This is a genomic window from Larkinella soli (assembly GCF_003703975.1).
In the GTDB taxonomy this organism is placed as follows: Bacteria; Bacteroidota; Bacteroidia; order Cytophagales; family Spirosomataceae; genus Larkinella; species Larkinella soli.
Genome location: NZ_QTJY01000001.1, coordinates 1 through 21,658, shown reverse-complemented (window position 1 = coordinate 21,658; position 21,658 = coordinate 1). Strand labels below are relative to the sequence as shown.

The following is a 21,658-nucleotide window of genomic DNA, read 5'->3' as shown; positions in this document are numbered from 1 at the left end:
AGTTAGACTGATTAAATATGATTCGGCAAAGCTACGGAAAAATTGCGAGGGTGGAGCGGATCGATGAAACCGGTTGGTCAGGTCACCGACCCCTGCTGAACAGGGCAACGGCGACCGGCGTCACACCGGATCGGCAGGTTCGGTTCCGGCGGGAAGGTAAATGAGAAAGGTGGCCCCTTCGCCCGGCCGGCTGCGGGCCGTGATGGCGCCCTGATGGTTTTCGACCACCCGCTTGCAGATGGCCAGCCCGATGCCGCTGCCCTGAAACTCGGTTTTTCCGTGCAGTCGCTGAAACATCTGAAAGAGCCGGTCGAGGTACTTTTCATCGAAGCCGATCCCGTTGTCGGAAACGGCAATTTCCCAGTAATCCCGCTCGGGCATTCCCGGCGGCAAATCAGGCAGCAGCCCTTCCGGCACTTCCCGATACGGCAGAAGGCGGCTTTCGATCGAGACCCGGGGCGCCTGTTTCGGTGCGACGTATTTCAGGGCATTCCCGATCAGGTTCTGAAAAAGCTGGTACATCTGCGCGGGATCGGCCGGCAGGGAGGGCAGGCGACCCCGTTTCACGCTGGCACTGCTCCCTCCGATGGCCAGTTCCTGATCGAACCGGATGCTGTCGACGACCTCGTTGAGGTCGAGCATCTGAAACTCCGAGGGCATCATGGAAAGCCGGGAATACGTCAGCAGGTCGCGCACCAGCTGGGACATCCGGCCGGCGGCACTCTGGATCCGGTTCAGCATCTGCCGGGCCTTGTCGGGCAGACCGTCGGCATATTCGGTCGTCAGGATGTCGCTGAAGGACTGAATTTTCCGTAAGGGTTCCTGCAGGTCGTGAGAGGCCACGTAGGCAAACTGCTGAAGGTACTCATTCGAGCGTTTCAGTTCGGTGTTGGCGAGGGCCAGGGCCTGCGCCTGGCGTTCCTGCTCCAGTTGGGCCTGCTTGATGGCCGTTACGTCGAGGAACGACATCAGTACGCTGTCGCCGTGTTTCACGTAATAATATTTGAACCAGGCGTTGATTCCGAAGCTTTCATATTTCTCGGAATACTGGATCGGTCGGCCGGTTTCACACACCTGCACCATGGATTTGAACAGGCTGATCTCCTGCCAGCCCGGAAACAGCGTCCCGATGGGCTTGCCGATCATGTCTTCCAGCTTCATGCCGACCACCCGGGCGTTGAACTCGTTGGTGAGCCGGTAGGTGAAGTCCACGATGCGCCCCTCGGCGTTCCGGATGGGGTCCGCCAGGATGATGCCGTTCGGTGAATTATGGATGACGCTGGACAAAAGCCGGGCCTGCTCCTCCGATTCGATCCGGGCGGATTTGACCTCGTTGAGGATCTGATAGGCACTGATCAGATGGTCGGCGTCCACCAACGATACCCGGCCGCGGATGTGGTTATCGACACCATCGTAATGATAGTGGTCTTCAAACGTCTGACTCTCACCCGTCTGCATTACGGTGATGTACGCACTCCAGAACCTGGAATGACGTACTCCGGGAAACAGTTGCAGCTGAGTCTTTCCGATCACCTGCTCCCGGGTCAGGCCGATATCCTTCAGCATCTGATCACTGACATACTCATAAACCAGGTCCGCCAGTGCACCGTTCTCGTCCCGAACGATGCGGTACACCGAAAGGCCGTCCAGCATGGTTTCCAGCACGGACCCGAACATTTTTTCCAACAGGTGATCTGGCGAAAAAGCCGTATTCATTCAGGGACAGTTATGTTTTCGAAGATTACCAGTATATAACAAATCTGTCGCCTTCCTTCTAAAAAATTTATTTTAGAAGCCTGCGGTCCCTTTTTCTTCGATACCGGCTCGTCAGGCCTGTTTCAACTGTCTTTCAAACACTTCCCTGGTTTTCTGCCACATGGCTTCCGACAGAACGTGTTCCTTACCGGGTTCGATGAAGGCCGTAAACTGGTCGGGGGCGCCGGCTTTCCGATAGGCCTCCGCGATGGTCCGAATGCCCTGGCGGACAAAGGCGATCGGGGAGCCGGAATCCCGTTCGCCAAAATTCAGATGCAGGCGCCGGGGAGCGATGAGGGCGGCAATGTCGGGGGTATCGCCGAACTCCTTCCAGCCCGGCACGAAGTTGGGAAAACAGTGAAGCAGGTGTTCGTGTTCGATGGCCGCGTAGGTCGGCAGGCAGCAGTTGCCGACGATGGCCTTCAGCCGGGGTTCGAGCGGCCCGACGAGCCAGGAGTGGGTCGAGCCCATCGAGTGGCCGTAACAACCGATCCGGTCGGGCTTCACTTCGGGCCGGGACGTCAGGTAATCGATGGCCCGGCGCATCTCCAGGACGTTTTTCCAGGCCAGGCTCCGTCCCCGGACTACCTGACGGAGAAACTCGAACCGTTCGTACTCGCCGTTCTTCAGCCGGCCGGTCGGGTCCTGCCGCTCCTCGAAACAGAGCGCATCCGGGCAAAGTACCACGTAGCCCTCCCGGACCAGCGCCACCGCCGTGTGGTGCATCGGATTGCCGGCCAGCCCGGCGGGTTCGGACTTGCCGAGGTGGTATTCGCCGTTGTGCTGGTGCCAGACGGCCACGGCAGGGGCCGGCTGCCCGGGAGTGACGGCATCCGGTATCAGCAGCAGGGCGGGCACCCGGTCGTTTTCTTCCACCGCATAGGTCAGCGATTCGATCCGGTAGCCGTCTTTCCGGAGAGTTTCACGGATGCGGGGGGCCAGGGGAACCGGGTCCGGAAACGGCCCGCCGAGGCAGGTTTGATACTGTTCGAGCTGGGTTCCGGCCGGTTGGCCTTCACCGGTCATGTCAGGAGTGGGAAGTGTCATTCGGGTAGAAGAAAGGGCAGCTACAGTGCCCAGTATTTGGGTTTTCAGAAACCTCCGTCGGTTCGGGTTGTTCATGGCGGTTCAGGTAGGAAATGATGAAATTATCACAAAACCGCCGAATAAAAAACGGCAGAAAGCGAGTAACGACAACAACGCTCCGGCCGCATTTGTAACGGGTTGGGTACCAATCAAAAATGCAGGCCCGGCGCTCCGGAATTGTACTCTTTTCCGAAGAAATTTCACTCCGGTTTTAAATCAGGATTAAATTGCTGGTGGGGAGAATAACGTAATTAGAATTTCATTACCATTGCAGCCGCAAAGGTTTTTTGTGCCTTTTTACCGAAGACGAAAACCCGCATCGGGCTGGAGCTGCTTCGGTCAGAAGGTCTACCCCGTTTATGCAAGACAACCGCCACCTGGACAAAGTGACACCAGCAGGTTTACTGGTAGCTTTAGGAATTATCTACGGCGACATCGGCACCTCTCCCCTATACGTCCTTTCCGCGATATTAGGCCCTGACCTTCCGATTGACGGAAACATGGTCCGGGGTGCCATCTCCTGTATTTTCTGGACGCTGACGCTCCAGACCACCATCAAATACGTCGTGCTGATCCTGCGGGCCGACAACCGCGGGGAAGGCGGTATTCTGGCGCTGTATGCGCTGGTGCGCCGGCACGCCCGCTGGCTGACGATTCCGGCCATTCTGGGCGGCAGTGCCCTGCTGGCCGATGGGGTCATCACCCCGCCGATCTCCGTTTCCTCCGCCGTCGAGGGCCTCGAACTGCTTTATCCGCACATTCCCACCGTGCCTATCGTCCTGGCTATCCTGACCGTCCTGTTCCTGATCCAGGCCCTCGGAACCAGCGTGGTAGGGACTGCTTTCGGCCCGATCATGGTGATCTGGTTTGTGATGCTGGGGGTGCTGGGGGCCATCCACATTGCCGACGCGCCTTCCATTCTGGCCGCCGTGAACCCCTACTACGCCTGGCAGCTGCTTACCCAGTATCCGGGCGGTTTCTGGCTGCTGGGTTCGGTTTTTCTCTGTACCACCGGGGCCGAAGCCCTGTATTCCGACATGGGCCACTGCGGCCGGGGCAACATCCGGTTCAGCTGGGGATTGGTCAAAACCTGCCTGCTGCTCAATTATTTCGGGCAGGGCGCCTGGTTGCTGACCATCCAGGGCCAGGCGCTGGGCGACCGCAAACCGTTTTACAGTCTGATGCCCGAATGGTTTCTGCTGCCCGGGATCATCGTCGCCACGGCTGCGACGGTCATCGCCAGCCAGGCCCTGATTACCGGGTCGTTTACCCTCATCAGCGAGGCCATCCGGCTCAATTTCTGGCCGAAGGTGCAGCTTCGTTTTCCGTCCCTTCATAAGGGGCAGCTGTATGTACCGAGTCTGAACTTCCTGTTGTGGCTCGGCTGCGTCGGGGTGGTGCTGTACTTCCGCGAAGCGTCCAACATGGAGGGTGCCTACGGCCTGGCCATCACCCTGACCATGCTGATGACCACGATGCTGATGGCCTATTACCTCTTCATCAAGAAGTTTCCGACCTGGGGCATCGTGCTGTTCCTGGTGGTATATCTCGGTATCGAAGGGGCTTTTCTGGTTGCCAACCTCGTTAAGTTCATGCACGGCGGCTGGGTATCGCTGGTAATCGGATCGCTCATCGCCGGGGTGATGTACGTCTGGCTGGAGGCTTACGTCATCAAGATGCGGCTGACCGAATACGTGCGCATCGACCAGTATCTGACGGCTTTCAAGGAACTCAGCCGGGACATCAGCATTCCGAAATACGCCACCCACCTGGTCTTTATGAGCAATGCCGCCCGGCAGTCGGAGATCGAGACGAAAACCATCTATTCCATTTTCCAGAAGCGGCCCAAACGCGCCGACATCTACTGGTTCATTCACGTCGATACCACCGACGACCCCTACACGATGGAATACAAGGTCAATACCCTGGCCGTGGACGATTGTTACAAGATCACCTTCCGGCTCGGGTTCCGGGTCGAACAACGGATCAACCTGTTCTTCCGGAAAGTGCTGGAAGACATGGTAAAAAACAAGGAAGTGGACATCACCAGCCGCTACGAATCGCTCAACCGTCAGAACGTCATCGGCGACTTCCGCTTTGTGGTGATGGAAAAATTCCTGTCGTTTGAAAACGACCTTCCTTTCCGGGAACGGATCATCATGAACATCTATTTTTTCGTCAAGAGCTTCACCACCTCCGAAGACCGCTGGTTCGGACTGGACAGCAGCTCGGTGAAAATCGAAAAAGTGCCGCTGGTGATCCGCCCGGTCGAGAACGTCAAACTTACCCGGATCGACTCCCACCCGGCCGCGAAAGCGGCCCATTTGCCCTGACGGCCCGGAACCCAAAGAAGCCCGCAGGCCGTTCACAGCCGCCTGCGGGCTTCTTTGGGTTTGATGGAACGGTTCCAACCCCGCCCCCGGCCGCCGGGTCATCCATCCGTAACCTTCCGCACCGGATCGTTCCATTTCCGTCTCATGCCCGGATTTCTCAACACCGTTCAGACCATGGCCCGCGGGCTGCTGGTCTGGGTCACCCTCAGCCAGTGCCGTCAGGACCGGACGATTCCTGCCTCCGACCCGGCCTCAGCCGAAATCATCCGGATTCCGGTGGTCGTTCATGTGCTTTACAGCCGGATCGACTTCAACGTTAGTGATGCTAAAATCACTTCGCAGATCGTGGTTTTGAACCAGGATTTCCGAAACCGGAATCCGGACCGCAGCCGCATTCCGGAGGAGTTTGCCGGCCTGGCGGCCGACACCGGCATCGAATTTGAACTCGCAAAAGTTGACCCGCAGGGCCACCCGACGACCGGTATCACCCGGACTTTCAGCCCGGTCGACGGCTTTGCCGGCCGGGACCTGACCGGCCGGGTGCCGGTAGAAGACCTTCCGCTTTACTTTACCGGCAAAGGCGGCCACGACGCCTGGCCAACCGATCGGTACCTGAACATCTGGGTAGCCGAACTGTCCGACCGGGAGGGTAACCTTGCCCTCGCCGGTTATGCCCATTTCCCCGGCTCGGATGCCCGCATCGACGGGGTGGTGATCGACCCCCGCGTGTTCGGCACCCTGCCTCCGCTGGCTTCCGAACACTCCGGAGGCCGGACGGCCACCCACGAAATCGGCCACTGGCTGAACCTGCTGCACCTGTATGACGGAACCGGCCAGTGCCGGGATGCCGACCTGGTGCCGGATACGCCCCCCACGAGCGAACCCTATACCGGAACGCCCTCCTACCCGCAGCAGTCCTGCGGAACCGGCAGTATGTTCATGAATTTCATGGAACTGGTCGACGACGGCGCCATGCACCTCTTTACCAAAGGCCAGCGGGACCGGATGCGGGCCGTTTTTGCTCCCGCCGGCGGACGACACGCTCTCTACCGGTCGGTCCGGGCCGCCGGGAACTGATCCTAACCAGAAAAAACAACTGTTTACCGATCGATGTTGCCTCTGAAAGCCCTGCTCCAGGGAGAGCAGGAGCGGATCAACTTACCCCTACGGCCATGGACCCGGTGGTGATTTATGTGGCCAGTGACGAGCCGAACGACTCGTTTACCTACCGGCAGGCATTTCAGGAAGCCTGGCCGACGGCCGTCCTGTACTTCTTTGCCGAAAAAGGAGAACTGCTTCCGGCGCTGGAAGGTCCCGTTTATCCCGACCCGTCTCTGATCCTGCTCGATTGGGACATGGCCGCCCGAAAGGGCTATCAGCTGCTTCAAATCCTGAGCCGGTCCCCTGCGTGGCAGCACATCCCGGTCATCATCATCGACCGCGAAAAACCGTCCGTCGATGAGAAACAATGCCTCGAAGCCGGCTACGGTCTGGTTCTCCCGGCCGAAAAACACTTTGACAAACTGGTCGAGCGACTCCGCGGCATCGTGAAGGCTCTGGCCGCCTGAACCCCAGCGGCTATCTTCCTCGTTGGTCCTGATCGTTTAAGGATTGCGGTCGCCTGCGGCCCGGACATCGGCAACGTCCGGATTCGGCCAAAAAAGATTTCGCCGGGGAAGTCAGTCACCGACAGGAATATCGGTCAGCCATTGCCGGACGCCTTCCGGGCCGACCCGCATCAGGGAAACGGAACCTGAAGAACCCCGGCCCAGCACGAAGGTGGACCGGTCCGGCCCGTTCAAAACGGCCGTGGGTGAAAAGGTAGAAGGGGTTTCAAGGAGGTGCCGGCCGGTTTCCCTGCCGCTGAAGTCGATCATGACCTGCCGGATTCCGGCGGGGTAGGTATTGACGTTCAGGATAAAACCGGATGGAACGGGAAAGAAACCCAGCAGGCCGGCTACCGATTCGTTTTCTGCCGGTAAAAAAGACCGAACCTGCTGGATATCACCGGCATCGCTGAGCCTGTAAAAGAGAACGTTCTGCCGGCTGGTCGTCATGAACGCCATCAGCGCAAATCCTCCTTCCGGGGTAGGCTGCACCCAGCGGGCCGAGAACAGTGCATAGCGTCGTAGCCACTTCCGGTGGCCGGAGGCATCCGTTTTCATCAGCCAGGAAACGTCGGGACTGTTGTTCGAAAACCAGGACAGCACCAGCCCGCCATCCGGTGCCGGAGCGACTCCTGCCAGTTCGAAGATTGTATGATCCAGCGGGTAAGCGTGATTCCACAAAAGCGTTCCCCGGTCATCGAACCGCAGGAGCGCCATCGAATACCCGGTTCCTTCGGTGGTAACGGTCCGCCCGACGACCGCAAAGCCCTGGCCGGGGACCGAATAGATCGCGGGCGAAAGCAGGGGGCCTTTCACTTCCGGGGTCTGTACTTCCCGCTTCCACACCACCTCGCCCCGGCCGTCGAGCTGAAGGAGGAACCTTTTGGGCTGGGGTACATCGGTGGAAATAAATACCAGAAATCCGCCGTCGGTAACCGGGTGAACCAGCGGCACGTTCTCGTTCAGGTCCAGGGCCGTCAGAACCACCTTCCGCCAGAGCGTCCTCCCCTGGGAGTCGGTTTTCACCACCAGCACTTCGGAACGCGACAGAAAGGGCCGGCTGTAATCGGTCGAACCGGGGTTCCGGCTCGAAGCAGTCCGGACCAGTGCGATGCCTACCCCCCCATCGGCCGACACACCAAAGCCGCCGATGTTCCGGAGCGTTTTGAAGGGAAGGTCCCGGTCTTCCACGGGGGTCTCCACCGACTGGAGTTCGATCCGGTTCACACAACCGGAAAGCAGGACCAGAAGCGGGAGGAGCCGGAGCAGCGATTTCATGGGTGCCAGGGGTTAAAATGGTCGGCCTACCGAAATACCGGGCAGAAAAACCAGATACCTCGTTTTTCTCCAGACCAGATCCCCGGTTGCGTTGGCTCCGAAATCCCGGGAGTCGTAAATCCAGCCGGAAACGGAAAGGCGGAATAACCAGCGCCGGGTGGTATGGTAGCGCAGTCCGATTCCCGCCCCGGGGAGATAGCCCTCTACGTCGGAGAATAAAAAGTAAGATTTGACATAGGTACCGTGATACCCGAATTCCCCCTGCAAGCGGTTTCCGTACAGGAACAGAAGAGCATGGTGGGTGGAGATGGTGGGGGGACATCTGGAAAACAGGCAAATCGTGGGGACCACCCCCAGTCCGGCGCTCAGTTCAAATCCTCCGGAAAGGCGCCGGTCCGCACTCTGGAAACGGATGATCCGGTGCCGGTAACTTGCTCCGAATACCGGCACCGGGCCGCCCAGATCGAGGGTTACGGCCTGGCGGAGATCTTTCGGGAGCGGAATCAGGAGCGAATCCTGGGCCTGCAATCCACCCGGCGCGGACAGCAAGAACAACAACAGGCTCCAGCAATGGAGGGAAGGTTTCATAATCGGCAGCGGACAGATATACCGAAATTAAAACCCTAAGAATTAGTATTTTAGAGTAGAAGTACGCGAATTATTCGCTGGAATCACTGCCGTTTCTGATGCCGGAAAAACGGCATCAGGAGAGGTGGACCGGGAAAAACAGACTGAAGGCGGAGCCGATACCCACTTCACCCTGGGCCGACACGGCGCCTTGGTGGTTATCCATTACCCGGCGCACGATGGCGAGACCGATGCCGGAGCCGAGGTATCGGCTGTTTTTGCCGTGCAGCCGTTCGAAAGCCCCGAAGATGCGTTCCCGGTAGGCTTCCTCAAAACCGATGCCGTTGTCGGCCACCTGAACCTCCCAGTACTTCGTGCCGTAGAGTTTGACGGCGGCCGGAAGATCGGCGCGTCTGACCAGGCGGCTTTTCACGGTGATGACCGGGGGTCGGCCGGGTTCGGAGAACTTGAGGGCATTACTCAGCAGATTCTGGAACGCCTGCCGAATTTGTAGCGGTTCGCCCTGAAGGGTGGGCAGCCGACCCACCTCCACCGTGGCTCCTTTTTCGGACACCGCCAGATCGAGATCCACCAGCACTTCGGCAACGACCCGGTTCAGATCCACCGGCTGGAAGGCGAGCGGCCGCTGGGTAGAAAGCCTTGAATACGCCAGGAGGTCGCGGATGAGGGTCTGCATCCGGCTGGAGGCCGACTGCATGCGTTCGAGCAGCATCACTCCGTCGCCCAGTACCGGGCCGTACTGGGCCGCCAGGAGGTCACCGAACGACTTTATTTTCCGAAGCGGCTCCTGAAGGTCATGGCTGGCGACCGTGGCAAACTGGTCGAGGCTGGCGTTGGACTCCCGCAGCTGCTGTTCCGTCTGCTTGGTCTGGGTAACGTTCATGAACGTCAGCACGATCTGGTCTTTGGCCATCTGAACGGCCGATATTTCAAACCAGCCTTCAAAGCCGTTAATGTCGGTATAATGAAGGGTGGCCTGCTGCGAAATACCGGTATCGGCGGCCTTGGCATAGAGGTCGAAGAAACCGTTTTCCACATTCCCGGGAAACACTTCCAGGAGGGTCCGGCCTTCGAGTTCTGCGGGGGTTTTACCCAGACTTCGCTCCACGGAGCGGTTGGCAAGGTCCATCCGGAAATCGATGATCGGTCCGGTTTCCGTGCCGTTACCCGGACCCCGGATGGCCGTCATCACGAGAATACTGCTGATGGAGGCATCGAGCATGGCCTGGAGTTGCTGGGCGTGCCGGCCGATGGCAAGTTCGGCCTTTTTCCGGTCGCTGATGTCCAGATAGGTCAGCACGAAACCGTCGTCCTGCCGGGTGACCGTCACGTCGAACCAGGCATCCAGCCCGTCGGCCTGGTACAGCGTCTCGTACCGCAGGGTTCGGCCCGTTTCGACCACCTCCACAAACTGATCGAAATCCCCCCGCTCCCGTAAGGCCGGATACAGGGTGAGAAGGGAAAACCGGGTTAGTTCATCCACGGGCCGGTTCAGAATCTGGCTGGCCCGTTCATTGGCGGATACGCAGTCGAAGTCGCTGATGCGGCCCCCGGCTTCCCGGACCGCCCGAAAGGCGGTTACGGCCACGGCCGTTGCGTTCAGTACGGCATTGAGAATGCTGTTGGCCTGCTGAAGTTCAAGTTCCGTCCGTTTCCGCCGGGTAATATCGATGAAGGAAAGCACGAACCCGTCGCCAAGCGGCTGTGCCTGAATGAGATACCAGCCGTCGTAGCCATCCTGCCGATAAGGAAATTCAAACGATTGCGGGTTTCCAGATTCCACCACCTGCACATACAGGTCGAACAAGCCGATTTCCTTTACCGAAGGGAAAAACCGGGTCATGCGGTTATTCAGAATCTCGGCCAGGGGAGCGCCGATCAGCCGGGCCACATTCTCGTTGGCGAAGCGGTACTGAAAATCGATGATCGGCCCGCGGCCGTCGGTGCCGGAGGGGCCGCGGACGGCCTGACAATAGGTCACCATGCTTTGGGAAGCGTCCAGCACTCCCGTCAACAACGCCAGGGCATCCGTCAGGTCCTGGGTCGGGCCGAGTTCGGTCAGGCTGAGGATTAGGGTGTTTTCAACCTTTTCCGCCCATATTTCGAACCGGACGCGCCCCTCCGCTCCATCCCATTCCTGAATACCCCGAAACGGGGTCCCGGTTTCCATCACGCCGAACAGTCTTGTGAGCGGAGTTGGGTCCGGGCCGGCCAGGATCGCCCGGAGGGAACCGGTATCGGCGGAAGGCCGCACCCGGGCCACCAGATCCCGGAAACACCGGTTCCCGTATAAAATTCGTAAATCCAGGAAAGTCCCGGTGGCCGGATCCCGCACGGCTTCTGCCGCACAGACCGGCGAGGGAGAACGATCCAGGAGGGCCCTGAGTAAGGAACCAGACACTTCGGTCGAGGATGAATGCATACCGGCAAGCAAAGCGACAAGGCTACCGAACCTCTGAAACCGGTCCGGAATCCGGCAATTTAGAAACGATTTGCGGGAAAAAATACCAGTGCCTCATTTTCTTACTCTGGAACCGGCCGGACGCCGAATCCAACCCGGTGGAGAAAGGGGGCGTTCCCCGGCTGTGTTTGAAGATTCGGGGGCACCCGGTGCCGTTGGAGCCGCGATAGATTGCCAACGGGAAATAAAAAGTCAGCCCGGTGCAAAAACTTTTCCGGGATACCTTCCCAAAATTTTTTAACTACCCGTTTGATTCATCCAACGTAAAATATGCTCGTAGTCAGCAAGTTACAAATTTTCAATTCATCATAAATCTTCCCTTTCAAGCCATGAAACCTTCTCTGCCTTCCCGAATGCTACGGCTGTTTCTCCTGCTGTCTGTCCCGGTTCTGCTGACCGGCTGCCCCAAAAAAGAGAATAAATCGGATGCCCCAACGCCCCAGGGCCAACTGGTGGGCCGCTGGGAAATGGTCAGTTACATCGTTTCCCCGCCCGAGAACGGGATCGCGGATCTGCTGGCCTACCTGCGCCAGCTGTACATGTTCAATTGCTCCGACATCAATTTTTATTACGAGCTGTACGAGAACCGGACCTTTAAGACCTGGACGGAAATGAACTGCAACGGCCGGAAAACAGTGGACATCGAGGAGGAGTTCAATACCTGGTCGGTGAACGGAAACAAGCTGACGGTATCCGGAGCCGGGGGAAAACAGGAGTTTACCTATACCTACAAACCCGGTGTGGCCGGAAAGAAGGACACGCAGATGACCCTCGAAACGGTGATCGACGGGCATACGTATACCTCGACCTTCAACAAGCTGTAGGATACGCCTGTCGGGCAGAGGGTCTGCATTCGGCTTTCCGGACGGCGTCCGGACTATACTTTTTCGAAAACCAGGCGGAAATGGTCCATCGTCTCCTGCTGGAAACAGACCCGGTTCGGGCTCACCCGGAACACCGCGACCAGGTCCCGGAATTCCTTTTTAGTCATGATACGAGGCAGCAGGGAGGCATACAGGGCATATTTTTTCAGATGGAAGGCCCGGAACCGCTTGCGCCACTGGCCGATGGTTTCAATGTAGTCGAGCCGGCCGCTGCTCTTTGAAATCAGTTTGAAATACGGCTTGGCGTTCCGGACCACCTGCTCGTAACCATAGGGAAGCCAGGAGCCGGGAAACTGGGCGATCATCAGGGCCAGGGCGTAAGCGGGCGAACCTTTGGGGGCCTTCAGGCTGATCTCTTCCAGGGGAATCATGTTCTTTCCGAATACCATCGTCTGCATATAATACCGGCCGCCCACCGGCAGCAGGTCGGCTACTTTCCTGAAAAACTCGGCATAAATTTCGTCCTGCCGGCCGGCCCGGTATTCCTCGATGGAACAAAAATGTTCCATCCCCCCGATGCAGGTGACCGCATCGAAGGTCCCGTAGTCGGCGGGGGTAATCTGCCGACAGTCTTTTACCTCCACCTCAAGGCCGTTTTCCCGGCAGGCTGCGGCCTGGGCCGAAGACAGCGTCACCCCGCGGCCAATGGCTCCCTTTTCCTTGATATAGGTCAGAAAAGGCCCCCACCCGCAGCCCATATCCAGCACCCGGGAGCCTTTGGTGATGCCCAGACTCTCGGCGATGAAGCGATGTTTCTGACGCTGGGCCTGTTCCAGCGTCAGCGCAAAGTTTCCGTTGTACATGGCTCCGCTATAGTCTCCCGTTGGGCCGACACTCAGGCGAAAGATTTGGTCGATGGTGGAGTAGGTAAACTCCAGGTCTTGCTGTGATGCCATGGCAGTTAAGGTTAAGGGCGGTCGCTTAGGAGGCTTTACCCATTTTTTTCAGAAGTCGGTAATGAGAATGCAGCGCGGTCAAAAAGGTTGGATTTTCCAGATAAGGAAGCCCATGCTCATCGGCCGTCTGACGGACGATCGTCGTCAGGGCGGGGTAATGGATGTGACAAATCCGGGGAAAAAGGTGGTGTTCGATCTGGCGATTGAGGCCACCGCAGAAGAAGGCCGCCGTGGCCGACCGGGGAGCAAAATTAGCCGTGGTGCACAACTGGTGAACCGCCCAGGCTTCCTGAATGGAAACCCCGTTTTCGGGCGCCGGGAAGGTGGTTCCATCCACGACGTGGGCCAGCTGAAAGACCAGCCCCAGCACCAGCCCTTCCACGAGGTGCATAGACACGAAACCTATAAGTAGTTGCCAGATGGTCACGTCCAGCACCAGGTACGGTAATACCAGAAAAAAGAAATAGTAAAGCGCCTTACTGATGAAGAGGTTATAGTATTCTTTCCGCGGATGGCCGGTGTTGGCATGCTGGCCGATCCTCGAATTGAAAAATTTGACGTAATCCTTCCGGAACACCCAGGAAAGCGAGGCCAGGCCATACAGCGGAAAGGCGTACCACTGCTGAAACCGCTGCCAGGGACGATGGGGTTCGTCGTCGTGGACCCGGATCAGACCCGGTGCGATTTCCAGATCTTCGTCGTGGCCCGGGATGTTCGTGTACGTATGATGAACGACGTTATGGCTTATTTTCCAGACATACGGGTTCGCCCCCAGCAGATAAAACGTGTCGCCCAACAGCCGGTTCACCCACGGGCGGTCCGAAAAAGCGCCATGCAGGGCGTCATGCGATACGTTGAAGCCGATGAAGGCCGCAAATAAACCCAGGCCGATCGCCATTCCGAGCATGGTCCAGAGACCGAACTGGTTGGACATCAGCAGGACGTAGAGAAGCACATACCCTCCCAGGAAAAAAAAGGCCTTGAACCACATGGCCCGGTTGGCATGCGGAGAAATTTTCTGATCCCTGAAATAGGCATCGACCCGACGGCGCACCTCTGCATGGAAGGAAGACTTATTTATATTGACGAATTTGAGTTGCATCTGAATTCTTAATGTTTAAATAAAAAGCTGACCAAGTTTCTCGAGTTTTTCCAGAATCGGTAAGGCCTGAAGCCCTTTGGCGGTAAGGGAATATTCGACCCGGGGCGGAATCTGGGCATATACCTTGCGGTCCATTACGCCGAGGGCCACCAGTGCTTTCAGTTCACCGGCCAGCACTTTTTCACTAACCGCAGGCATCCGGTCGCTGATCTGGCTATACCGCCAGGTTTCCTCCCCTACCAACAGGATGATATACAGCCGCCATTTGCCGGAAACGATTTCCAGAGCTTTGCGGATCAGCGTATAATCCGGTTGAGTGAAGGAAGTACTTTCTTCTTTCTGCATCAAAATGGGGATTGATCAATGGAAGTCGATTCGGGGAATCACCCGGCATGAGCAGCAGAGAAGTCGGAAAAGAAAGTCGCCGGACAATACGTTTCGATTGGCCGGGTCCTCCTGAGAATAAAATCGGCCCGGGATGGAAAAGAAACCAGGAAATAGGTTAGAAATTCCGAAAATAATTGGAAGGTAAGACGTGAAACCGGCAGGCGATCTTCGCCCGCAAGGGATGGAACAGGTGCATTTGAATGGTACAAAAAAATGGACATAAAGACTATCATAATTGTAACTGACTAACTGTTGTGTAAGTTACGAACAAGTGCAAATAAATTTTTTTAAAGTGACGCAAATTTAGATATCAACAGATTTTACATTGACCATCTGTGGAGAATTTCCGATTCAGGCGCCCGAAGCCCGCCTTCCTTCCATCCGGAGAAATGAAAATTATTTTACTCAAATCCCTCAGTTTTTGACCAGAATCGTCGGAAAAAAGTTACAATGAATAGATCTCGTCAGAAAACCGGGATTTTTCGTCCATGTCTTCCGAGTCCTCCATGACCGTCGTGCTATTTCCGGGATTCAATGAAGTGTCCCTGCCTCAGGATGCCCGATTATCGGGGGTTGAAACCGATGGGTATGAGGTCAGTCTTGTATTTGAAACTGATCCGGAAGAAACATTCCTGGTCCGGCAGTTTTATCTAGCCTTCAACTCGGGGCCAACCGATTACTCCCAGGGAGTTCTGCGGCTTCTGAAATCGATCAGCTTTCCGGACGGTACCTCGACAGCCATGATCTACGAAGTGTTTCCCTATGAAGACCGCGGGCCGGGCTGGTAACCCCTTTACAGGCCTTTGGGAGCCCTAATATATGGAAAACTTTAATTGTCAATCCCGCTTCGCTCCTCCTTTTCGAGCCTTTGATCCGCCAGGTAAATAAGTTTTTCGGCGGGGCAACTTTTCGGGCAGGAAACCGTTATACTTCTACATGCCTCTCCTTTAACGGCTCTTGTTTCCTGTCCGGGGCCATTCCTCGAGACCGCTCGTTAATCCGCCTTGCTTTCATGAACGCGTTATCGGCAACCCGCCGAAGCATTCTGTCCTGCCAGTCTGAGGTAACCTTTTCCTTTTATCCAAGAACCAGTATGCAAAACGCACACACCAGCCTGCTTTCGAAATTTACCCGCGTTATTGAGGGTATGAACGCCGAAACGATTCTCCGTAAAATTTTCGGCCCCCTTTCCGAAGAGAACGATTCCTTCGGTGAAGATCATTTGTCCGGCGCTCACCCGATCGCTGCCGAACCGGGATCGGCGAGGACCCTATCCGATGAATCCTGAGGCATTCTTTTAAAGAACTCCGGTCCTTACCCTGACTCGGCCCTACCATGAACGCACCGCTGAATTTTACCGAACCGGAAATTAAATTGCGCCTTGGGCGGATTCGCACGATCCTCGATTCCGGGGTTCTCGATGCCCCGAACAGCCCGGAAGATGGCCTGGAAACGGCCTTTGTAGAAGTCATTGATCACCTGGATGATTTACTCCGCCAGTCCGACCGGATGGGGTACCGGGTCAATTTTTTCGAGGAGGTCGGCGTGGAAGGCAGGATCCAGGACATTACCGCTCTGGTGGCCGAAGTTCGCCAAAAGATTTCAGAATTTTCCGGGAAGCAGACGACCCCTTTTTCCGATCCCCGCTTTCATCGGTACCAGGACCGGGGAGCCGGTTATTTTACCAATGGGGCGTTTTTCGCCTGCGACTACGAAGGGGAAACGGCCTTTTTTGTCGACAACCTGAGAATTTACCTCGAACGTCACATCAAAAGAGCGGTGGGCGAAGTATATCTGAATTTACAGAAACTCTACCCACTTCTTTCCAGGTGACAGCCGTCACCACTGCCCATTGCATCCGGTCCGGAGCGCTTTCCGGACCATGCCCGAACCGAACGGGCCGGATCGCCGGACCGCCGGACCCCTCCCTTCCCTTTTCAACCCGTCATTATCCCTTTCAAATAAGGAGCTTCTTTCCGCATGAATCCCGTCAGGCTGCCCGTCAACGGCTTTCAGAGATAAGCTTATTTTATTTTCTCATTTTGGCAATAAGACGGCCTCCGGGGATGGATTTTCCGGAAAACAGATAGGCGAAAATGGACACGATCAGCTTGTCCAAAAGCCGGGATTTCAGTTGAAGGCCCGACCCGTTTCGGTTCAGTATTTTTTTTATCTGCGTCTGCAGGAAATGCAGCACCCGGTAATCACTGATCATCGGATCGGAGGTCAGGCTTTCCCGATATCGTTCCGGTGTTCCTGCGGCAATGGCCGCAGCGCAGCATCTTCCCGAGAGCACGGCGGGCAGGATGCCCTCCCCGGTCATGGGCTGCGCAAGCCCCAGGGCATCCCCTACCAGAAAAACATTGTCCTTCTGGCAAATGGCCAGGCGGTTCGGATGGAAAGCACTATAGCCGTGCCCTTTCATTTTATCCAGCATCGGGCGGGAGGAAACCGGGATGGTTCCGGTTTGTCCGTCTCCTTCGAAGAACGCCCGGGCTTTGCGCCAGGCCGGCAGGACCTCCCGGGCGACCGTGGTACCGGAGCCGACATTCAGCCAGTTCCCTTTAGGCACATTCCACGAATATCCTTTCATATCGTCGTGCAGCAGAATTTCCGGTTCGCCGTCCTCTCCGGCCCGGCAGGAGGCTATTTCTTCCAGGTTTCCTTCGAATTCCCTTTCCTGGGTTCCGCAGGGTATATTGTCCGGTTTGGGAAACAATAATCGGGCTACGGGGCAATGGCTGCCCCCGGCCCCGATGAGGAACCTGGCCCGGTATTGCTGATCGACCACCCAGAACCCCTCGCTGTCCCGTTCGAGCTGCCGGACAAAAAAGTCCTCCCGGACCTCCACGTTGCTGCGTCTGAGCAGAAAATCATCGAACTCATAGCGACGCACGAAATATCCCCTGGATTTTACGGTATAGTTTTTGCCCCGAAACCTAAAATGCACCCGGTCCCACTCCCAGAGGCCCCCGGAATACTCCCGGGGTGAAATGCCGAGGATGTCCCAGACCGGGGCGGAAACCCAGCCCGCACACAGTTTGACGCGGGGAAACCGAGCGCCGTCGAGGACAAGGCAACGCAGACCCGCCCGGACCAGAAGGGCAGCGCAGGTACTTCCGGCCGGGCCGCCACCCACTATGATGGCGTCGTAGGTTGGTATGGGATTCATATCGGGTCAGGAAAATATATTTCTCTTAAAGATAACTATTCCGCGGTATTGGCGTTAATTTAAAGTCTGCTTCCCTTCCAACGGTTTCGGTACTCAGGTATCTTTCCCCGGAAGTTCACCTGATCTCCCCTGTCCACATGGCATAGGAATCCGTTTTCACCAGGCCAACAGGCAGGCATTCCCTTCCCGACCTGGCTTTTCATTTACTTTTCAACCCAAAAACGAAATGACAACCACTCGAAGCTCCGGCTTTCCGGCGTTTCTTAAAGCTTCTCAGATCACCCTTCTGAGAATTATTAAGGGTGAAATCTTCCGGCCGATGATTCTCCGGAGTCAGCTTGGCATGCTCCATCCGAACCTTTCGCTCTCCCCGGTTACCGCTGATTATGGCCCGGGCAGGATGGACGAACGGTCACCGGAAATGCGGTTGATCCGGCGGTTAGAGGGATTGGATTGATGCCGCGGCCGGAATTCCTCCCGGTGTCGTAACCGGTTACATTGAAAGAAAGGAAAATAGAATCTATAAAACTCGGTATTTTTTTAACATTCAGGAAGTTATCTAAAACCGGCCCACACCATCTTTTTCAATTTTAATCGTCAAAGCCGGTGGGGCCATTGCCTTACAATCGGCTGCTTCTCTTCCGACTAATCGGATCACGGCTTATCTTTGATTAAAAAAGCAACATCTATTGATTTTTTCGATTCCACCGGGAGGTCAGACCCCCGGGCAGGAATCTGACGGAACTACGTTCCATTCGGACCGGTAGGGCAATCAGGAATTCCGGCGTCCGGCCGTTTCTTCCTGTCACGAACCGGCCGCGGGTTAAGAGCGATTCCCAATCCGACCCTCAACCCAGTCAGCGTATGGCTTTTCCCCAGAACAAATACAGGAAGAACAGAAAGAATGCCCGAATCCTGGTTATCGAGGATCAGACGGATCAGTGGACCCTGATCCTGCAGGCTCTTGAAAGTCAATTCCCCGAAGTTCAGGCCATCTGGAAGTCGAGCGCACCCGCGGCCACCACCTTTCTGGAAGAGTGTGCCGATGCCGGCAGTTACCCGCAACTGATTCTGCTGGACCTCTACCTACCCGAAAGGGAGACGGGCCTGAACATGCTGGGCACCATCCGACGAATGACCAACCCGGCCAGGCAATGCCCGGTTGTGGTTCTCAGTCACTCCGACAGTCCGGTGGATATCCGGGAGGCTTATGATCTGGGTGCTAATTCCTACATTGCCAAACCACTGAATCAGGATGACTGGATGGCCTATTTTCAAACGCTCCGGGAATATTGGTGGCAGGCCGTGATGCTTCCCGATTCCCAGTCCTGCTTCCCGGGTTGATCGTATAGAGGTAATCGTGTTCCGATCAACGAAACTCGGGGGCAATACTGCTTACCATCCGGTGCATGGCTGCCTTCCATTCCAGAAAAACCGATGGCTGGTCAGGAAGGCGTTCCCTCCTGCCTTTAAACACGTGAGCCGACTGGTCCGGGTCCAGCGTCCCGCTCATCACGACGATCCAGGTGTTCCGGCAAAGCGGCAGGCACCGAAAACGTTTCAGCCCCTGTAGCCCTTCCAGATCCGGCATGAGTTGATCCGGGATCACCATCGCCGGCGGTTCCCGTAAGGACCGCACATAGGTCATGACGGAAGCTCCGTCCAAAAAAGTCTGAATCAGGCACGGCCATTCCAGATCCGCCAGCGCCCGCTCGATCAGCCACACCTCCTCCTCATCATCCGCAACCAACACAAGGGGCTTCATCTCAGCAGGTAAACGGAAACATTCCTGCTTAACAACCCGTTTTGAGGTCTCTTTGCTGGAGGTGAAGAAGAAGTAAAGGTTACGAGATTAAGTAAGGAGCGGCCGGCCTCTACAGTAAAAATAGTACGCCGGGCCTTGGCCTCCTTTAGTTTATATCTAAATTTAACGATGCATGCATCTGCGGTTCCTTCCGAGTTTGCTTTCCTGGCCGGTGGTGGTGAGATGGGCGAACGAATTAGAGGATATGATTGGCAACAGACCCCGTTAGGCCCGCCCCGGCAATGGCCTCAGTCCCTGCGTTCGATGGTGAACATCGTTCTCAGGTCGAAATTCCCGATGGTCCTCTTCTGGGGTCCGGAATATATTCAATTCTACAACGACGCCTACCGGCCAAGCCTGGGTCAGGAAGGCAAACATCCGAACGCCCTGGGAAAGGCCGGCCCCGCGTGCTGGCCGGAGATCTGGTATACCTTTGCTCAGCCGCTGTTTGACCAGATTCGCCGGTCCGGCGAATCCGTCTTCAGTGAAGATCAGCTGGTGCCTATCTACCGGAATGGCCGGGAGGAGGAGGCCTACTGGACCTATACGTACCTGCCCGTTCTCGACGAAGCCGGGGAGGTGGGCGGTATCCTGGCCATTGTCCACGAGACCACCCAGAAAGTTGTTACGGCCCAGCACCTGCAGCAACGTACAGAAGAATTAGCGACGGCCAATGCGGACCTGCTGCGTTCCAATCAGAATCTGCAGCAATTTGCTTATGTGGCCAGCCATGACCTGCAGGAGCCCCTTCGTAAAATTCAGGCGTTCAGTACGCTGCTCAGCGAACAGTTCAAAGACCAGCTCAATGAGTCGGCCCGGGATTACCTGAACCGGATTACCGGCGCCAGCGCCCGTATGTCAAGTCTGATCAGGGACCTCCTGGTGTACTCCCGGGCTTCCATCCGGCAACAAGCGTTCGAGCCTCTTTCGTTAGGGGCAGTGGTGGCGGGTGTTCTGGACAATCTGTCGCTCGACATTGAACAGCGCAAAGCCCGGATTATTCTGGATGAACTCCCCCAGATCAATGGCGATAAGTCACAACTGGCTCAGTTGTTTCAGAACCTGATCAGCAATGCCGTCAAGTTCACGCCGGTGCATCAGGTTCCCCTGATTCAGATCCGGTATGATCAGCGGAAGCCCGGCGAACTGCCCCCGGAAATTCGCCCGAACAGATCCGTTCCCTTCTATCACCAGATTAGTATCAGCGACCAGGGCGTCGGTTTCGACATGAGATTCCGGGACCGGATTTTTCAGGTGTTCCATCGTCTGCATAGCCAGAACGAGTTCCCCGGCACGGGAGTCGGCCTGGCGATCTGCCGGCAAGTGGTTGAAAATCACGGGGGAGGCATCACGGCCTACAGCAACCCGGGGGAAGGCGCTACGTTCGTCATCTATCTTCCGGGGTAGGGAACGAGAATCCTTTGAACCCGGACCTGATTTAACCCTCAATTGTATTAAACTCGAGCCCTAAGTCGGGCTTTCCAGGTCCGTAAGACAATTGAATCTTTTTCAATATCCTCTCCCGGTCAGATATTGATCCGAAATTCAATGGTGACAAACTTTTTAAAATGAGAAGGAAAATTTTGCTCGTCCTTCCGGTTAACTTCAAAGGTGTCATTTCTCCCATGCCGACGTAGGTGAGATTAAAAGCTATTGGGAGCCGCACATCGTTTCCATTATTCAATGATAATCGACATGGTTTCTTCCAGTTCCTTATAATTGGTTTGCTTAATGAAAAAGCCCTGTGCGGATAAGCTATAGGCGTCAACGACCATGCGTTGATCGGCGGCTGTCGAAAAGAATAAATACGGGATACACTTTATGCTTAACTGGCTGTCGGTATGGATTTTATTTCGCAATGCAAACCCATCCAATTTGGGCATATTGATGTCCGAAAGGATTAAAAACGGCACATCGTGCATCTGATTCAGGTAATCCAGGGCAACCTCCCCATCTGAGAAAAAGATCACTTTGTTGGGATGCCCAAGCTTTTTAAAGACGAGCTGGAGCAGTAATTGATCGTCATCGTCGTCTTCGATGACAATAATGGGTCCACTTTTATTCATGAGGAAGGGGGTAGCAAACCAAATGAGCCACCTGTTTGTAAAACCAAATTGGTGGGATTAAGTTATAGCGGCCTCCTACCTGCCAGAATGACAAACACTGCTCTCATCCGAAATCTTGTTGATTCGGCTTCTTTACGAAGGAAGAGAGCTTTCTATGGACTGAATCAGCTTTTCCTTAGCTGGGTATTCTATGTGATTTACCTGAATTTGTGCTATACCCTACTAAGTGATCAGTTCTT

General features: G+C 56.1%; 20 protein-coding genes. 9 read left to right on the top strand and 11 right to left on the bottom strand.

Annotated features, from left to right (window positions below):
• Positions 1-120: 120 nt before the first annotated feature.
• Both DX909_RS01960 and DX909_RS01955 read right to left on the bottom strand, forming a co-directional pair.
• Positions 121-1,716: a sensor histidine kinase gene (locus DX909_RS01960; RefSeq protein ID WP_128543373.1), complete on the bottom strand. Its 1,596-nt coding sequence runs from the start codon at positions 1,714-1,716 to the stop codon at positions 121-123.
• A 111-nt stretch (positions 1,717-1,827) separates the two neighbouring features.
• Complete coding sequence (locus tag DX909_RS01955; RefSeq protein WP_229310914.1) at positions 1,828-2,802, bottom strand: dienelactone hydrolase family protein; 975 nt, start codon at positions 2,800-2,802, stop codon at positions 1,828-1,830.
• 398 nt (positions 2,803-3,200) lie between these two features.
• On the opposite strand from DX909_RS01955, the gene DX909_RS01950 reads away from it, so the two are divergent.
• From DX909_RS01950 to DX909_RS01940, 3 genes are all read left to right on the top strand, one after another.
• Positions 3,201-5,174, top strand: coding sequence for a KUP/HAK/KT family potassium transporter (locus tag DX909_RS01950; protein WP_128543371.1), 1,974 nt, complete (start codon positions 3,201-3,203; stop codon positions 5,172-5,174).
• A gap of 144 nt (positions 5,175-5,318) precedes the next feature.
• Positions 5,319-6,251: a zinc metalloprotease gene (locus DX909_RS01945; RefSeq protein WP_164851177.1), complete on the top strand. Its 933-nt coding sequence runs from the start codon at positions 5,319-5,321 to the stop codon at positions 6,249-6,251.
• A 95-nt stretch (positions 6,252-6,346) separates the two neighbouring features.
• Positions 6,347-6,742, top strand: coding sequence for a response regulator (locus tag DX909_RS01940; RefSeq protein ID WP_128543369.1), 396 nt, complete (start codon positions 6,347-6,349; stop codon positions 6,740-6,742).
• Positions 6,743-6,853: 111 nt separating this feature from the next.
• Here the strand turns inward: DX909_RS01940 and DX909_RS01935 are convergent, their stop codons facing one another.
• The 3 genes from DX909_RS01935 to DX909_RS01925 form a co-directional block, all read right to left on the bottom strand.
• Positions 6,854-8,059, bottom strand: a complete 1,206-nt coding sequence (locus tag DX909_RS01935) for a hypothetical protein (RefSeq protein ID WP_128543368.1) — start codon at positions 8,057-8,059, stop codon at positions 6,854-6,856.
• Positions 8,060-8,071: 12 nt separating this feature from the next.
• A complete protein-coding gene (locus tag DX909_RS01930; protein ID WP_128543367.1) occupies positions 8,072-8,647 on the bottom strand; it encodes a hypothetical protein in 576 nt (191 codons plus the stop codon).
• A 115-nt stretch (positions 8,648-8,762) separates the two neighbouring features.
• Entirely contained in the window at positions 8,763-11,048 is a 2,286-nt protein-coding gene (locus DX909_RS01925; protein ID WP_164851176.1) for a PAS domain-containing protein, read from the bottom strand.
• Positions 11,049-11,437: 389 nt separating this feature from the next.
• Between DX909_RS01925 and DX909_RS01920 the strand changes: the two genes are divergently transcribed.
• On the top strand, positions 11,438-11,932 hold the full coding sequence (locus DX909_RS01920; RefSeq protein WP_128543365.1) for a lipocalin-like domain-containing protein: 495 nt from the start codon (positions 11,438-11,440) through the stop codon (positions 11,930-11,932).
• A 53-nt stretch (positions 11,933-11,985) separates the two neighbouring features.
• On the opposite strand, the gene DX909_RS01915 is transcribed toward DX909_RS01920, so the two are convergent.
• Genes DX909_RS01915 through DX909_RS01905 form a run of 3 tightly spaced genes read right to left on the bottom strand, consistent with a single transcriptional unit; the run spans position 11,986 to position 14,335 of the window.
• On the bottom strand, positions 11,986-12,888 hold the full coding sequence (locus tag DX909_RS01915; RefSeq protein WP_128543364.1) for an SAM-dependent methyltransferase: 903 nt from the start codon (positions 12,886-12,888) through the stop codon (positions 11,986-11,988).
• A 25-nt stretch (positions 12,889-12,913) separates the two neighbouring features.
• Positions 12,914-13,996 carry a fatty acid desaturase family protein gene (locus tag DX909_RS01910; RefSeq protein WP_128543363.1) on the bottom strand — a complete coding sequence of 361 codons (1,083 nt, stop codon included), beginning with the start codon at positions 13,994-13,996 and terminating at the stop codon, positions 12,914-12,916.
• Between the two features lie 9 nt (positions 13,997-14,005).
• Complete coding sequence (locus DX909_RS01905) at positions 14,006-14,335, bottom strand: winged helix-turn-helix transcriptional regulator (protein ID WP_128543362.1); 330 nt, start codon at positions 14,333-14,335, stop codon at positions 14,006-14,008.
• 530 nt (positions 14,336-14,865) lie between these two features.
• Here DX909_RS01905 and DX909_RS01900 point away from each other — a divergent pair.
• From DX909_RS01900 to DX909_RS01890, 3 genes are all read left to right on the top strand, one after another.
• Positions 14,866-15,165 carry a hypothetical protein gene (locus DX909_RS01900; protein WP_128543361.1) on the top strand — a complete coding sequence of 100 codons (300 nt, stop codon included), beginning with the start codon at positions 14,866-14,868 and terminating at the stop codon, positions 15,163-15,165.
• 224 nt (positions 15,166-15,389) lie between these two features.
• Positions 15,390-15,665 (top strand): hypothetical protein, encoded by a 276-nt coding sequence (locus tag DX909_RS01895; RefSeq protein ID WP_128543360.1) that lies wholly within the window; start codon positions 15,390-15,392, stop codon positions 15,663-15,665.
• A 47-nt stretch (positions 15,666-15,712) separates the two neighbouring features.
• Entirely contained in the window at positions 15,713-16,210 is a 498-nt protein-coding gene (locus DX909_RS01890) for a hypothetical protein (RefSeq protein WP_128543359.1), read from the top strand.
• A 196-nt stretch (positions 16,211-16,406) separates the two neighbouring features.
• Here DX909_RS01890 and DX909_RS01885 read toward each other — a convergent pair whose 3' ends face one another.
• The gene (locus DX909_RS01885) at positions 16,407-17,549 is read right to left on the bottom strand and encodes an FAD-dependent monooxygenase (RefSeq protein ID WP_128543358.1); all 1,143 of its coding nucleotides are present in this window, start codon (positions 17,547-17,549) and stop codon (positions 16,407-16,409) included.
• Between the two features lie 864 nt (positions 17,550-18,413).
• Here DX909_RS01885 and DX909_RS01880 point away from each other — a divergent pair.
• Positions 18,414-18,893, top strand: a complete 480-nt coding sequence (locus DX909_RS01880; RefSeq protein ID WP_128543357.1) for a response regulator — start codon at positions 18,414-18,416, stop codon at positions 18,891-18,893.
• Between the two features lie 25 nt (positions 18,894-18,918).
• Here the strand turns inward: DX909_RS01880 and DX909_RS01875 are convergent, their stop codons facing one another.
• Positions 18,919-19,314 carry a response regulator gene (locus DX909_RS01875; protein WP_128543356.1) on the bottom strand — a complete coding sequence of 132 codons (396 nt, stop codon included), beginning with the start codon at positions 19,312-19,314 and terminating at the stop codon, positions 18,919-18,921.
• 303 nt (positions 19,315-19,617) lie between these two features.
• Between DX909_RS01875 and DX909_RS01870 the strand changes: the two genes are divergently transcribed.
• Positions 19,618-20,760, top strand: coding sequence for a sensor histidine kinase (locus DX909_RS01870; protein ID WP_229310913.1), 1,143 nt, complete (start codon positions 19,618-19,620; stop codon positions 20,758-20,760).
• A gap of 269 nt (positions 20,761-21,029) precedes the next feature.
• On the opposite strand, the gene DX909_RS01865 is transcribed toward DX909_RS01870, so the two are convergent.
• Positions 21,030-21,419, bottom strand: coding sequence for a response regulator (locus DX909_RS01865; protein ID WP_128543354.1), 390 nt, complete (start codon positions 21,417-21,419; stop codon positions 21,030-21,032).
• Positions 21,420-21,658 lie beyond the last annotated feature (239 nt).

Bases quoted from the DNA above. Each gene is read 5' to 3' on its own strand.
- DX909_RS01915 (WP_128543364.1), bottom strand. From the start codon at position 12,888: ATGGCATCACAGCAAGACCTGGAGTTTACCTACTCCACCATCGACCAA.
- DX909_RS01880 (WP_128543357.1), top strand. From the start codon at position 18,414: ATGGCTTTTCCCCAGAACAAATACAGGAAGAACAGAAAGAATGCCCGA.
- DX909_RS01935 (WP_128543368.1), bottom strand. From the start codon at position 8,059: ATGAAATCGCTGCTCCGGCTCCTCCCGCTTCTGGTCCTGCTTTCCGGT.
- DX909_RS01905 (WP_128543362.1), bottom strand. From the start codon at position 14,335: ATGCAGAAAGAAGAAAGTACTTCCTTCACTCAACCGGATTATACGCTG.
- DX909_RS01960 (WP_128543373.1), bottom strand. From the start codon at position 1,716: ATGAATACGGCTTTTTCGCCAGATCACCTGTTGGAAAAAATGTTCGGG.
- DX909_RS01865 (WP_128543354.1), bottom strand. From the start codon at position 21,419: ATGAATAAAAGTGGACCCATTATTGTCATCGAAGACGACGATGACGAT.
- DX909_RS01940 (WP_128543369.1), top strand. From the start codon at position 6,347: ATGGACCCGGTGGTGATTTATGTGGCCAGTGACGAGCCGAACGACTCG.
- DX909_RS01875 (WP_128543356.1), bottom strand. From the start codon at position 19,314: ATGAAGCCCCTTGTGTTGGTTGCGGATGATGAGGAGGAGGTGTGGCTG.
- DX909_RS01895 (WP_128543360.1), top strand. From the start codon at position 15,390: ATGAACGCGTTATCGGCAACCCGCCGAAGCATTCTGTCCTGCCAGTCT.
- DX909_RS01890 (WP_128543359.1), top strand. From the start codon at position 15,713: ATGAACGCACCGCTGAATTTTACCGAACCGGAAATTAAATTGCGCCTT.
- DX909_RS01885 (WP_128543358.1), bottom strand. From the start codon at position 17,549: ATGAATCCCATACCAACCTACGACGCCATCATAGTGGGTGGCGGCCCG.
- DX909_RS01870 (WP_229310913.1), top strand. From the start codon at position 19,618: ATGGTGAACATCGTTCTCAGGTCGAAATTCCCGATGGTCCTCTTCTGG.
- DX909_RS01955 (WP_229310914.1), bottom strand. From the start codon at position 2,802: ATGACACTTCCCACTCCTGACATGACCGGTGAAGGCCAACCGGCCGGA.
- DX909_RS01920 (WP_128543365.1), top strand. From the start codon at position 11,438: ATGAAACCTTCTCTGCCTTCCCGAATGCTACGGCTGTTTCTCCTGCTG.
- DX909_RS01930 (WP_128543367.1), bottom strand. From the start codon at position 8,647: ATGAAACCTTCCCTCCATTGCTGGAGCCTGTTGTTGTTCTTGCTGTCC.
- DX909_RS01950 (WP_128543371.1), top strand. From the start codon at position 3,201: ATGCAAGACAACCGCCACCTGGACAAAGTGACACCAGCAGGTTTACTG.
- DX909_RS01945 (WP_164851177.1), top strand. From the start codon at position 5,319: ATGCCCGGATTTCTCAACACCGTTCAGACCATGGCCCGCGGGCTGCTG.
- DX909_RS01900 (WP_128543361.1), top strand. From the start codon at position 14,866: ATGTCTTCCGAGTCCTCCATGACCGTCGTGCTATTTCCGGGATTCAAT.